Here is a 12,368-nt window from a genome sequence, read left to right on the forward strand (position 1 = left end):
TTTTTATTACGCGTATAGTTCAGCCAGTTTTTTCTGCACATCAGCATTTTCAAGGAACTCGTCATAGCTCATTTGCTTGTCAACAATGCCATTAGGTGTAATCTCTATGATTCTGTTGGCAATCGTCTGTACAAACTGGTGGTCATGTGATGTAAACAGCATAGCGCCTTTAAAGCTGATTAAGCCATTATTGAGCGCTGTAATAGATTCTAGGTCTAAGTGGTTGGTCGGTTCATCCAAAATTAAAATATTGGCGCCAGAAAGCATAGCTTTCGAAAGCATGCAGCGAACCTTTTCTCCCCCGGATAAAACATTTGCTTTTTTGTGTACTTCTTCACCGGAAAACAGCATGCGTCCTAAGAAGCCGCGTAAAAAGCTCTCACTTTGATCATGAGGAGAATATTGGCGAAGCCAGTCTACAAGATTTAAATCACTGCCTTCAAAATATTCGCTGTTGTCTTTAGGGAAGTACGCTTGAGATGTCGTCACGCCCCATTTAAATGTTCCGCTGTCAGCTTCCATTTCCCCGGAAATGATTTTGAACAAAGTAGTAACAGCCAATTCATTACGTCCTGTAAAAGCAATTTTATCTTCTCTATTCATAATAAAGCTGACATTGTCGAGAACTTTTACACCGTCAATTGTTTTCGTTAATCCTTCTACCCGGAGAACATCATTACCGATTTCTCGTTCCGGTGTGAAGTTGACGTAAGGATAACGGCGTGAAGACGGTTTAATATCATCAAGAGAAATTTTATCAAGAAGTTTCTTTCTTGAAGTCGCCTGTTTTGATTTAGACGCATTTGCGCTGAATCTGGCCACAAACTCTTGTAGCTGTTTAATTTGCTCTTCTTTTTTCTTGTTCGCTTCTTGAGAAAGCTTCAAAGCAAGCTGGCTTGATTCATACCAGAAATCATAGTTTCCGACGTAGATTTGGATTTTGTTAAAATCAAGGTCAGCAATATGTGTACACACTTTATTTAAAAAGTGACGGTCATGGGATACAACAATCACAGTGTTTTCAAAGTTAATCAGAAACTCTTCCAGCCACTGAATTGCCTGAAGGTCTAAGTGGTTCGTCGGCTCATCAAGAAGCAGAACATCGGGCTTGCCGAATAATGCCTGAGCCAAGAGAACTTTCACTTTTTCGGAACCGCCAAGGTCTTCCATCTTCTTCGTGTGAAGATCTTCTGAGATGCCGAGACCTTTTAGAAGGATCGCAGCTTCACTTTCTGCTTCCCATCCGTTCAGCTCTGCAAATTCACCTTCGAGCTCTGCCGCACGAATTCCGTCTTCATCCGAGAAATCAGGCTTCATGTAAATTGCGTCTTTCTCCTGCATGACCTCGTATAAACGCTTATGTCCCATAATTACAACTTTTAGCACTTCATACTCTTCGTACTCAAAGTGGTTCTGTTTCAGGATGGCAAGACGCTCGCCAGGACTCATATGAACATCGCCTGTCTGAGGCTCAATTTCTCCTGATAACACTTTCAGAAACGTTGATTTACCAGCACCATTGGCACCAATTAACCCGTAGCAGTTGCCTGGGGTAAATTTAATATTTACATCTTCAAATAACTTGCGATCCGCAAAGCGCAAGCTCACATTATTTACAGCAATCATTTAATATCCTCCATCATGTCTATCATCATTAAAAGTATACCATGAATGGAAGACAAGAGAAATGCTTCCCTGATAAAAGCAGGCAGAAACACTTCTACACTAAAAGGGAAAAGCTGTGGTACAATTGAAGGCAAAGAGGATGCATCCAGATGGAAAATCATACATTCTTACTCGGAGGAACACATTGAGGCTTTTAACACTGACTGAATATTGCTTATTGATCTTTTTTACAGGCTTTTACCTTGCCGTAACTGGCTTTACCGCCAAAGATATCGGCTTATATATCGGGATCGCCCTGATTTATATCTTCTCACATATCTTCTCTAAACGGTTATTAGAAAAACGCGGCAAAGAGAACAAGCAAGTGCATCTTTTCTTCAGTGTGCTGGCCATTATCGGTTCAGTATTTGTCACTGTATTATGCATTGCATTAGTCGCTTCTTTTTCCAAATAAAAACGCCTGCTGTCCAAAGGCCAGCAAGGCGTTTTTATTTGGTTTGGCGCATTTCATTAAACGGGAAAAATACAAACTTCGACGTACCCACAATCCGATCTTCCGCAATCAGTCCGAGGCCATTTCTGCTGTCCATGGAGTTTAGCCGGTTATCCCCCATGACGAAATATTTGCCTTTCGGTACTTTCACCGGGCCAAAGTCGCCTGTAAGACTGACACCAAGCTTTTCTGCCTCTTTTTTGTTTTTAGACAAATAAGGCTCGGCAACTTTTTTTCCGTTTATATAAAGCGTGTCATCCTTCATTTCCACGGTTTCTCCAGGCTTACCGATCAATCGTTTGACGTAATGGATTTTTGAAGTCTCACCATTGATAATGACGATATCTCCCCGCTCCAGCTCACCGATATAGTGTACCGTTTTATTGACAAACAGTCTTTCGCCGTCATGTAAAGTGGGGTACATAGATGAACCTTCGACTAAATACGGTTCAAATAGGAAGTGGCGGATAATGAGTGCCAGCAGGACAGCAATGACAATTGCTTTTCCCCATTCCCAATACGTATTGGTTTTTTTCTTCCCCGCTTTTTCAGTTTTTGTTTGATTTTCTTCGGTCAAAGTGTTTCCTCCTAGACGATTGCTATGTCAGTTGTTTCCCTTCTTTTACTTTATCATAATTTATTATAAAATACATAACTTAACCGCGCTGCCGCGAGAAGATAGAGAAAAAGCGTCCTTTAGTAACAGGACGCTTTTTTCCTTATTTTTCAGTTACAGGTTTTTTCACGATACCTAGGATCATCGCCATAACCACAGCACCAATTACAATACTTAATAAGTAAAGGAGCGGATGGTTTGTAATAAAGGCTACGAATATGCCCCCGTGAGGTGCAGGAAGGGTTACACGGAAGAATTCAGTTAATCCGCCGGCAACCGCTGCACCGACCACAGCCGCTGGAATTACGCGAAGCGGATCAGCCGCAGCAAACGGGATTGCGCCTTCTGTTACGAAAGCCGCACCCATGAAGTAGCATGTAATACCTGCTTCACGGTCACGCTGAGAGAACTTGTTTCTGAAAATTGTTGTTGCAAGTGCGATACCTAGCGGAGGAACCATACCGCCGGCCATGATCGCTGCATGAGGCGCATAGTTGCCTGCATCAATCATCGCGATACCGAACGTGAAGGCTGCTTTATTAAGCGGACCGCCCATGTCGATCGCCATCATACCGCCTAAAATAATACCCATTAACACCAAGTTTCCAGTCCCAAGGCTTTGAAGCCAGTCTGTTAAGAAATTCATGAATGCTGCTACAGGTGTATTGATTACAAATTGCATTAATACGCCAGTGATAAAAATACCAAACAGCGGATAAATCAATACAGGCTTCAATCCATCAAGTGACTGAGGGATAAACACAAATACTTTTTTCAATAAAATCACGACATAACCAGCAAGGAATCCGGCAATCAAACCGCCTAAGAATCCAGCATTCGCTTGAGTGGCCATAAACCCGCCGACCATACCAGGAGCAAATCCCGGACGATCTGCAATACTCATCGCGATAAAGCCGGCCAGAACTGCAACAATCAGTTTTAATGCATTGTCGCCGCCGATAAAGTTCAATGCTGCAGCAAACGTATTGTAGCTAGGATCATTCGGATCTGAAGAATGGATACCCCAGAAGAATGAAATTGCAACGAGTATACCGCCGCCCACTACGAATGGAAGCATGTTGCTGACACCGCTCATAAGGTGCTTATAAAACGCGTTTCCAATGCCGCCAGATTTGGCTTTTGGTTCATTTTCATCACTTTGAGCAGAAGAACCGCCGCCGCTGCCTTGATAAATCGGTGCGTCTTGATTCACCGCTTTTTCGATAAGCTCTTGCGGACGTCTGATACCTGCCGTTACTGGAACCTGAAGCACGCGTTTGCCTTTAAAGCGCTCCATTTCAACCTGCTTGTCCGCTGCGACAATGATTGCAGGTGCATCTTCAATTTCTTGAGCAGTTAACTTGTGCTTAATACCGCTTGAACCATTTGTTTCAACCTTAATCTCAACACCAAGCTCTTTCGCTTTTTCTTTAAGGGCATCCGCTGCCATGAAAGTATGGGCAATACCTGTCGGACAAGCTGTAACCGCTAGGATTTTACCTTTTCCGGCTGGTGCTGGTGCCGTTTCTTCTTCTTCTTCTTCTTCCTCTTCGTCATCATCTTTATCATGCTGATTGATAATGTCAATAATCGCGTCTTCTGATTCAGCTTCAAGCAGCTGTTTGCGAATTTCTTCACGCATTAACAGCGTAGACAGTCTTGACAGTGCTTCAAGGTGAGTGTTGTTTGCACCTTCAGTCGCTGCAATCATGAAGACCAAGTGTGCCGGCTGGCCGTCTAGTGATTCATAATCGACACCGTCTTTTGAACGCCCAAACGCAATCGCCGGGTTGATAACGCTTGCCGTTTTCGCATGCGGAATAGCGATTCCTTCACCGATACCCGTTGAACTTTGGCTTTCACGATTTAAAATGGCTTCTTTGTAGGCTTGTCTGTCATTTAATTTTCCAGCCTTATCGAGAACTGTGACCATTTCGTCAATAACGTTTTCTTTTTCTTTGCTTTCAATATTAAGCTTTATCGTATGCTTCGTTAAAAGCTCAGTTATTTTCACTTTTGTTTCCTCCTCTATAGACGTGTGACCTTAACTTCAGGAAGAAGCTGCTGGACAAATTCTTCTGTACCAAGTTCCTCAGAAAACGCGGTAGCGCTGCCTGATGTAACTCCTAAGCGGAATGCCTCTTCAAGCGGCAGCTGCTTGGAAACACCGGCAAGAAAACCTGCAACGACAGAATCTCCTGCTCCGACTGAGTTTACCAATTTCCCCTTTGGTACGTTTGCAAAGTAAACGGCATCCTTCGTAAACAGAAGCGCTCCGTCACCGGCCATGGATACGATTACATGCTCAGCGCCTTGTTCTACAAGCTTTTTCCCATAAGGAACAGCTTCTTCAACAGATGAAATCGTCGTTCCGAACATTTCACCAAGCTCGTGATGGTTTGGCTTCATCAAAAACGGTTTCATTTCTGTTGCTTTCATAAGCGCTTCGCCAGAGATATCTAACACAACACGCGCGTTCTGCTGTTTGCAAGCCTCTGCGATTTTTTCATAGGTATCTTGAGGCAGTGAAGATGGAATGCTTCCAGCAAGAACGACAATATCCCCCTCTTGCAAAGATGTAAACTGTTCTAAAAAGGCATTGAAATCTTCGTCTGAAATCGTTGGTCCCTGACCGTTAATTTCCGTTTCATCACCAGTTTTCAATTTCACATTGATGCGGGTATCTTCTTTTACTTCAGAAAAAGCTGTTTCCAGGTTTTCTTCGCGCAAAAATGTTTTGATATATTCTCCGGTAAATCCGCCGATAAATCCGAGCGCTTTTGACTGAACATGATGTCTTTTCAGCAGTCTCGATACGTTGATGCCTTTTCCCCCTGGATACTTTGTATCGTATGCGGAACGGTTCAGGCCTCCTACAGTAAAATCTTCAACGTGAACAATATAATCGACAGATGGATTAAGTGTTACAGTATAAATCATGGTTTCACTACCTTTACGACAGTTTTTTCTTGGTAATTATCGAATGTAAGCTCTTCAGCGTCAGTCGTAATGATTGTTGCGTCGCCTATGCCGGCAAATGCCGAAAATGAAATTTCTCCAAATTTCGAAGGGTCCGCTAAGACGTAAGCGTGTTTTGCCTGTTTGACAGCCTTCGTTTTCAAAAGGGCTTCATCAGGGTCAGGCGTTGTGAAGCCGGCCTCTGTATGCACACCGTTTGCCCCCAGAAAACTCTTATCGAATCTGTACTGATCCATGGCAATCAGTGAAGCGCCTCCGATAACCGCACCCGTTCTGTGCTTTACATATCCTCCAAGCAGATAAAAAGATATTTCTTTCCTTATCAATGCGTCGATGTGCATAACCCCGTTCGTGACCACAACGATATCTTTGCTTTTATCCATAAAATCAATCATGTGCAAAGTCGTCGTGCCCGCATCGAGATAAATGCAATCCCCTTCCTCCAAAAGTGAAGCGGCTTTTTCAGCAATCTTCAATTTGTCTTGAAGGTTTTTGGATGATTTTTCAAGCATATCAGGTTCAAGTCTGATATCGGAAAGCTTGGCAGCTCCCCCGTGAACACGCTTTAAAAAACCGCGTTCTTCAAGCGTCGATAAATCTCTTCTGATTGTAGATTCAGAAGCATTTGTAAGATTTATGAGCTCTTGAATCTTTACCACATCACGCTTTTCTATTTGATCAATAATCAACTGATATCTTTCAGGAGTTAGCATGCTTCACCTCCTAATGAAAACGTATTCATTTTGAATACAATTTCATTGTAAACGCTTTTTTTACAATAGGCAACTAAAATCATTCAAATTCATTCAATAACTATCAAAATCTTTCACGTTTCTCCATATTAACGTATGTATATAGGGTTTGTAAACTGTAAATTCGACAAAAATAAGGACAATTGTATGACTTTTTCTTCTTATCTTAATGTAAAAAGTCTTTTATATTCATAGTAAAAAGCACCAAACATAAAAAAACCTCATGCATATGCATGAGGTTACTCGTAACGCAGCGCTTCAATCGGATCGAGCTTGGCAGCTTTATTTGCAGGAAGCATTCCAAAGACAACGCCAATAAGCATACTGAACAGCACGCCTCCGCATACGACCTGCCAGGATACTAATGACGGCCAGCCGGCAATGGCAGAAACCAGCGCGGCCCCTCCGTATCCGATCCCGATCCCAATCAGTCCGCCGATAAGCGTTAATACGACTGATTCGATTAAAAACTGGGTCAGAATTTGTCCTCTCGTCGCTCCGAGAGACTTCCGAATCCCAATTTCCCGCGTTCGTTCTGTCACTGACACGAGCATAATATTCATGACACCGATTCCGCCGACTACAAGCGAAATGCCTGCAATTGAGCCGATAATCGTGGTCATGATTGTTGTGATCTTTCCAATTCCTGCTGCAATCTCTTCCATGTTCATTACTTGATATGAATCCTCAGTGCCATGATGGTCATTCACCAGCTGTGCCGCTTCTTTTCCGATAGATTTTATATCATCAGCCGATTCGACCTGCAATGACACATTACTGAAGTCACTTGTACCGAAAGACGATTTCATCATATTAAACGGCACATACATTTCACTTAGTCCGAAAGACAGCAAACCTGTTTCCTTCTTCAGCACACCGATAATTTCCACAGGCTGTCCGTTTACCCAGACAACTTCACCGAGAGGAGAGGATTTATCAAACAGCTCTTCTGCCATTTTTTGCGATATAATGCCCGCCCTTTTTCCCGCAAGAAAGTCATTATCAGTAAAGGTTCTCCCGCTTTCTATTTCTAAGGAATTGACATTCATATATCCGTCGTTGATTCCGTTAATGGTTACATCGGTTTCTTCCTCATGATAACGCGCCTTCATGCTTTCAGAAGTCGATGCAACCACTTGTTTTATCCCTTCTATATCTTTTAATCCGCTAATATCGTTTTCTGTGAAAGTTGACTCCGTTACGGCGTTCGGATTACTTGCAAGCTCTTCGTCACTCGGCATGTAGTAAAGTTCCACCGTATTCCCCGGACCGCTGATGGACTGCTTAAGCATTTGCTCGCCGCCCTGCCCTACAGCAACGACGACAATAACAGAGCCAACACCAATTATGATTCCGAGCATCGTTAAAATGGAACGCATTTTATGTGCAAGAACAGAGCTCAAAGCCATTCTGACGTTTTCTAACAGACTCATTCCCCCACGCTCCTTTGTCCGGAGCCGGGAGGAACAATTTCTCCGTCTCGCACCATGATGACCCGGTTCGTGCAATCTGCAACTTCCGGCTCGTGGGTGACAAGTACAATCGTTGTTCCCTCGTCGTTTAACGCTGTAAATTGGTCCATAATCGCTGCACTTGTTTTCGTATCCAACGCGCCAGTCGGTTCATCCGCCAAAATTAATTTTGGTTCATTGACGATTGCCCTCGCAATGGCCACACGCTGCTTCTGACCGCCGGATAACTCATTCGGCATATGAAGCATCCGATCGGCTAATCCGACCTTTTCTAAGGCTCTTTCGGCTCTCTCTTGGCGTTCTTTTTTTCCAATGCCGGAATAAATCATCGGCAGCTCGACATTTTTTTTAGCGTTCAGCCGCGGGAGAAGCTGGAATTGCTGAAAGACAAAACCGATGGATTTGTTGCGGACTGCGGCCAGTTCTCTGTCTTTATAAGAAGAGATGTCTTCGCCGTCCAGCTTATATATACCGGAAGTCGGACGGTCTAGACAGCCGATAATATTCATAATCGTTGATTTTCCCGATCCTGACGGCCCCATGATCGAAACGTATTCCCCTTGATTGATGTTCAAATCAATCGAATGAAGAACATCAAACGTTTCTCTGCCGATCTGGTAGCTTTTTCGCACATTTGAAAGCTGAATCATTTATGCTTTCACTTCCGTTCCGTCAGCCAAATCATCAGCAGGATTTAAAATGACCTGATCATCCTTAGAAATTCCTTCTTTTATTTCCGTTACATCATCTGTTACTTCCCCGATTTTGACGTCGACTCGCTTGGCTTTACCGTCCTTTACTGTATACACATAATATTGATCGTCTTCTTTTTTAACTGCCTTAGAAGGAAGCGTATTGGTTTTCCGCTTATCCGTTTCTATATTCATAATGAATTTAAAACCTGGCTTTCCTTCAGGAAGATCACCTTTTATTTTGACTTGAAGCGGGTATTGTACCGCCTGATCTGTGCCAGCTGCTGCCGCGGCGTTATCCTGCTGATCCGGCACTAGTCCGACAGCTGAAACTGTACCTTTCCATGTTTTATCCTGAATGACATCTGAAGTGAGTGTGACCTTTTGGCCTTTTTTGACTTTAAGTGTATCGTATTCAGACAATTTTCCTGCAACGACAAGATCTTTAGGATTGCCGATATGTATAACGGGCTCTTGAATATCTGACTTTTTTGATGCCGCTTCCTGGTTGACAGAAATCACAGTGCCTTCGATCTCGCTTTTCACTTGAAGATCTGACACTTGATTGGCAAGCGACTGCCGCTGAAGCTCAGTTTGCTTTAATTCAATTTGAGCTGTTTTTTCCTGCATTTCAAGCTCTGTGCGCTCAGAGTCAACTTGTTTTTCTGCTTCTTTCTTTCCAAGCTGTTTTGTCAGTTCTTTTTCTTTACTGTCCAACGCTTGTAGCTTTTCTTGAATTTGATCGATTTGCAGCCGGTTCGATTCAGAGGTCAATTGATTCTGTTCTTTTTCCAGACTAAGCTGCTCGTTCGTATAAGTGACTAACGGCGTACCCTTTTTAACTTTGTCGCCTTCCTTCACTTTAATGTCGTTCAAAGTTCCTTTATCGGCTTCATAAAACACATATTGTTCATTTGAAAATTTAAGTGTGCCTGGAACCATAACCGTTGACGATATCTTTTTTTCTTCTAGACTGCCCGTCTCCACCTTCTGGCCGGCGCTGCCGCTTGTCGGAGCGGCAGACCGGTAAATATTAATTCCTATAAAAAGAGCGACTAATGCTGCAATCCCAATTCCAATCCAGACTTTTTTCATCTATTTATGCACCTGCCACAGAGTTTATCGCCCCTGAAACAAACGAAAATGCGACCAAAAGGACGAAAAGAATAATAACGGATATCCACCCTGCTTTTTTGGAGATGCCTCCCGTTTTGTGAAGACCGATCGCTAATAATACATAGCTCCAAATGCTGAAGATTTCAAATGTATTTAATACATTGGCTAAAGGCATGTCTGAAGGAATAATTCCCGCAAGTGACGTCATGCTGTAAAGTGAACTTGTGTCAGTTGTAAAAGCAACAATTCCGTTGATCAATAATCCTAAGCTGCTGATTAAGGAGACAAACAGACCGAGAGAAAGCATTTTCTTATACGTCGTTACGCCTCCTGATATTTTCACACAGAGCCAATAAATGAGAGGTGCAATAAATAAAGCTGCAATTCCGCCGAGAATCGAACCTGCCATTGCTCCAAACTTGGTAATAGTGGCGACAGTTGAAATCTGCTCAGGCGATAAACCTTCAGTATCCGTCGCTTTAAGAAGCTCGCTATAATCCGTTCCGAGACCCTGCAATACAGCACCAACTATGATGATTGCCGCAACAATCAAGAGCGGGCCCCATACAACCGGCCTTTCTCTTATTCTCTCAAATTGAGTTCCAGGACTTGTGATCACTCCAAAAAGGGATGGCTTTTCAGTTGACACTCCGCCGTTTTTTTCTACATTTGCTTCCATATATAAAACCTCCTTGAACATATCTAGCTGATAATACGAAAGGATCTAAAAAAAGTTTCATATTTTTTTAAAAAATATCCAAATCATTCAATAGGCCTTCAGACTTTCAAACTGCAGGCTTTTATTCGGCAGCTATGCTGTATTGCGCTTTCACCAGTCCTGCATAAATACCTCCTTTCGCAAGCAGCTGTTCGTGGCTGCCCTCTTCCATTTTCCTGCCGTGATCAAGAACGATGATATGGTCGGCGTCGCGGATCGTGGACAATCTATGGGCAATCATGACGGCTGTACGGCCTTTCAGCAAAGTTTTTAAAGCCTGCTGGATTTTGACTTCTGTCTCTGTATCAATGCTTGCCGTGGCTTCGTCAAGAATGATAATAGCAGGATCTGCGAGCAGCGCTCTTGCGAAGGAAATGAGCTGGCGCTGACCGGCGGATAGTACGCTGCCCCTTTCTTCCACTTCTGTTTCGTATCCTTCTGCTAAACCAGATATAAACTCATCCGCTCCGACTGCTTGAGCAGCTTTTATCACTTCTTCGTCTGACGCATCCGGCCTTCCGAAACGAATATTTTCCATAATCGTTCCCGAGAAAATAAACGTATCTTGAAGCACAATGCTGATTTGAGAGCGTAAACTGGCAATGGCCAGGTCTTTTATCGGAGTGCCGTCTATTTTAATGGTTCCTCCTGTTGCATCATAAAATCGGCTGATTAAATTGGCAATCGTTGTTTTCCCGCTCCCCGTGTGTCCGACTAGTGCAAGTGTCGAGCCTGCAGGAATAGAAAAGGAAACGGCATGAAGTGCCTTTCGTTTTTCATCATAAGAAAATTCAACCTCTTCAAAGCTGATATGGCCTTTAATATTTTTCTTGTGAATGGCATCCCGCTTTTCCTTGACGTTCGGCTGTTCGTCTAAAAACTCGAAAATCCGCTCTGACGAGGCCATCCCCATTAACAATTGGTTATAAACCTGGCCTAATCTTGAAATAGGCTCCCAAAACATGCCTAAATAGAAGGCGAAAGATACGAAGACACCTATTGTAATAGTTTGGTTCATGATGAGTGTGGCGCCATACCATATTAATACAGCCGTTCCTATCGCATTTGTCATTTCTACCAGCGGACGGAACACAGCATTTTTTCTTGTTGCTTCCCGCCATGATTGATAGTTCTCCTGATTGACTCCGTCAAAATACGCCATGTTTTCTTGTTCCTGCGTGAAAGCCTGCGTTACGCGGATACCTTGTATGCTTTCATTTAAATGGGAGTTCAGCTTTGATTGCTTCAGACGCACCGTTTGCCATGAACGGCGGATTTTTTTTCTGAGACTTGTTGAAATAAAAAACATAATCGGCAGAGTCACCATGATGGCTATGGTCAGTTCAGGACTCAGCGTGAATAAAATGATGACGACTCCCGCCAAAAGCAATAAATCTGTTAATAAGTTAATCACGCCGCTTGTGAAAAGCTCCTGAAGGGAGTTAATGTCATTCATAATTCTGACGAGAATAGACCCTGCCGATCTCTGATCAAAAAATCGGTGGGACAAGCGCTGCACATGGGTAAATAAATGCTGGCGCAAATCGTAAATGACATGCTGGCCAAGCTGGTTCATCCATCTGATCCTTAGCATATTGGCTGCATAATTAACAGCGTATAAAACGCTGATCAAAATAATCAGCTGCATCAGCAATTCCGAATTCTTTGCTGTAATGGCTTGATCGAGAACATAAACACCGATCAGAATAGGAATGACAAGCTTCACAGCAGTCCCAATCAAAACGGTGAGAAAAGAAAGCGGCAGAATTGTTTTTCCGTATGGTTTGACATAGCTTAACAGCCGCCACATTTGAGCCCAGTTAAACGGTTTTTCAATGATTTCATCTGAAGAATAATAGAAACGCTCCAAAATCCCCTGTTTTTTTGCTTGTTTCATATGTTCC

The 12,368-nt window shown here is 43.1% G+C and carries 11 protein-coding genes; 1 reads left to right on the top strand and 10 read right to left on the bottom strand.

Translation table 11 applies throughout. From position 1 onward, the window contains the following. Positions 1-6: 6 nt before the first annotated feature. A complete protein-coding gene (locus KXD37_RS14290; RefSeq protein WP_024121248.1) occupies positions 7-1,626 on the bottom strand; it encodes an ABC-F family ATP-binding cassette domain-containing protein in 1,620 nt (539 codons plus the stop codon). A gap of 184 nt (positions 1,627-1,810) precedes the next feature. Between KXD37_RS14290 and KXD37_RS14295 the strand changes: the two genes are divergently transcribed. Then, on the top strand, positions 1,811-2,080 hold the full coding sequence (locus KXD37_RS14295; RefSeq protein WP_017696821.1) for a hypothetical protein: 270 nt from the start codon (positions 1,811-1,813) through the stop codon (positions 2,078-2,080). Positions 2,081-2,114: 34 nt separating this feature from the next. Here KXD37_RS14295 and sipT read toward each other — a convergent pair whose 3' ends face one another. From sipT to KXD37_RS14340, 9 genes are all read right to left on the bottom strand, one after another. Then, positions 2,115-2,696 (bottom strand): signal peptidase I sipT, encoded by a 582-nt coding sequence (gene sipT / locus KXD37_RS14300; RefSeq protein WP_024121247.1) that lies wholly within the window; start codon positions 2,694-2,696, stop codon positions 2,115-2,117. 142 nt (positions 2,697-2,838) lie between these two features. After that, the gene (locus tag KXD37_RS14305) at positions 2,839-4,749 is read right to left on the bottom strand and encodes a PTS fructose transporter subunit IIABC (RefSeq protein WP_254518215.1); all 1,911 of its coding nucleotides are present in this window, start codon (positions 4,747-4,749) and stop codon (positions 2,839-2,841) included. Positions 4,750-4,763: 14 nt separating this feature from the next. Further along, positions 4,764-5,675 carry a 1-phosphofructokinase gene (gene pfkB, locus KXD37_RS14310; RefSeq protein WP_101860676.1) on the bottom strand — a complete coding sequence of 304 codons (912 nt, stop codon included), beginning with the start codon at positions 5,673-5,675 and terminating at the stop codon, positions 4,764-4,766. Further along, complete coding sequence (locus tag KXD37_RS14315) at positions 5,672-6,427, bottom strand: DeoR/GlpR family DNA-binding transcription regulator (RefSeq protein ID WP_024121244.1); 756 nt, start codon at positions 6,425-6,427, stop codon at positions 5,672-5,674. Before KXD37_RS14315 ends, pfkB begins: the two co-directional genes overlap by 4 nt. A gap of 278 nt (positions 6,428-6,705) precedes the next feature. Further along, positions 6,706-7,899, bottom strand: a complete 1,194-nt coding sequence (skiZ, locus tag KXD37_RS14320) for a sporulation-delaying-protein transporter subunit SkiZ (RefSeq protein ID WP_095714711.1) — start codon at positions 7,897-7,899, stop codon at positions 6,706-6,708. After that, positions 7,896-8,588 carry an ABC transporter ATP-binding protein gene (locus tag KXD37_RS14325; protein ID WP_024121242.1) on the bottom strand — a complete coding sequence of 231 codons (693 nt, stop codon included), beginning with the start codon at positions 8,586-8,588 and terminating at the stop codon, positions 7,896-7,898. The genes skiZ and KXD37_RS14325 overlap by 4 nt, the downstream gene beginning before the upstream one ends. Next, positions 8,589-9,725, bottom strand: coding sequence for an efflux RND transporter periplasmic adaptor subunit (locus KXD37_RS14330; RefSeq protein ID WP_101860674.1), 1,137 nt, complete (start codon positions 9,723-9,725; stop codon positions 8,589-8,591). A gap of 4 nt (positions 9,726-9,729) precedes the next feature. Next, the gene (yknW, locus tag KXD37_RS14335; RefSeq protein ID WP_024121240.1) at positions 9,730-10,425 is read right to left on the bottom strand and encodes a toxin SDP protection protein YknW; all 696 of its coding nucleotides are present in this window, start codon (positions 10,423-10,425) and stop codon (positions 9,730-9,732) included. Between the two features lie 121 nt (positions 10,426-10,546). After that, positions 10,547-12,361: an ABC transporter ATP-binding protein gene (locus tag KXD37_RS14340; RefSeq protein WP_106020375.1), complete on the bottom strand. Its 1,815-nt coding sequence runs from the start codon at positions 12,359-12,361 to the stop codon at positions 10,547-10,549. Positions 12,362-12,368 lie beyond the last annotated feature (7 nt).

The organism is Bacillus sp. XT-2 (assembly GCF_025696525.1).
GTDB classification, from domain to species: domain Bacteria; phylum Bacillota; class Bacilli; order Bacillales; family Bacillaceae; genus Bacillus; species Bacillus halotolerans.

Bases quoted from the DNA above. Each gene is read 5' to 3' on its own strand.
- KXD37_RS14325 (WP_024121242.1), bottom strand. From the start codon at position 8,588: ATGATTCAGCTTTCAAATGTGCGAAAAAGCTACCAGATCGGCAGAGAA.
- KXD37_RS14290 (WP_024121248.1), bottom strand. From the start codon at position 1,626: ATGATTGCTGTAAATAATGTGAGCTTGCGCTTTGCGGATCGCAAGTTA.
- skiZ (WP_095714711.1), bottom strand. From the start codon at position 7,899: ATGAGTCTGTTAGAAAACGTCAGAATGGCTTTGAGCTCTGTTCTTGCA.
- KXD37_RS14315 (WP_024121244.1), bottom strand. From the start codon at position 6,427: ATGCTAACTCCTGAAAGATATCAGTTGATTATTGATCAAATAGAAAAG.
- yknW (WP_024121240.1), bottom strand. From the start codon at position 10,425: ATGGAAGCAAATGTAGAAAAAAACGGCGGAGTGTCAACTGAAAAGCCA.
- KXD37_RS14330 (WP_101860674.1), bottom strand. From the start codon at position 9,725: ATGAAAAAAGTCTGGATTGGAATTGGGATTGCAGCATTAGTCGCTCTT.
- pfkB (WP_101860676.1), bottom strand. From the start codon at position 5,675: ATGATTTATACTGTAACACTTAATCCATCTGTCGATTATATTGTTCAC.
- KXD37_RS14340 (WP_106020375.1), bottom strand. From the start codon at position 12,361: ATGAAACAAGCAAAAAAACAGGGGATTTTGGAGCGTTTCTATTATTCT.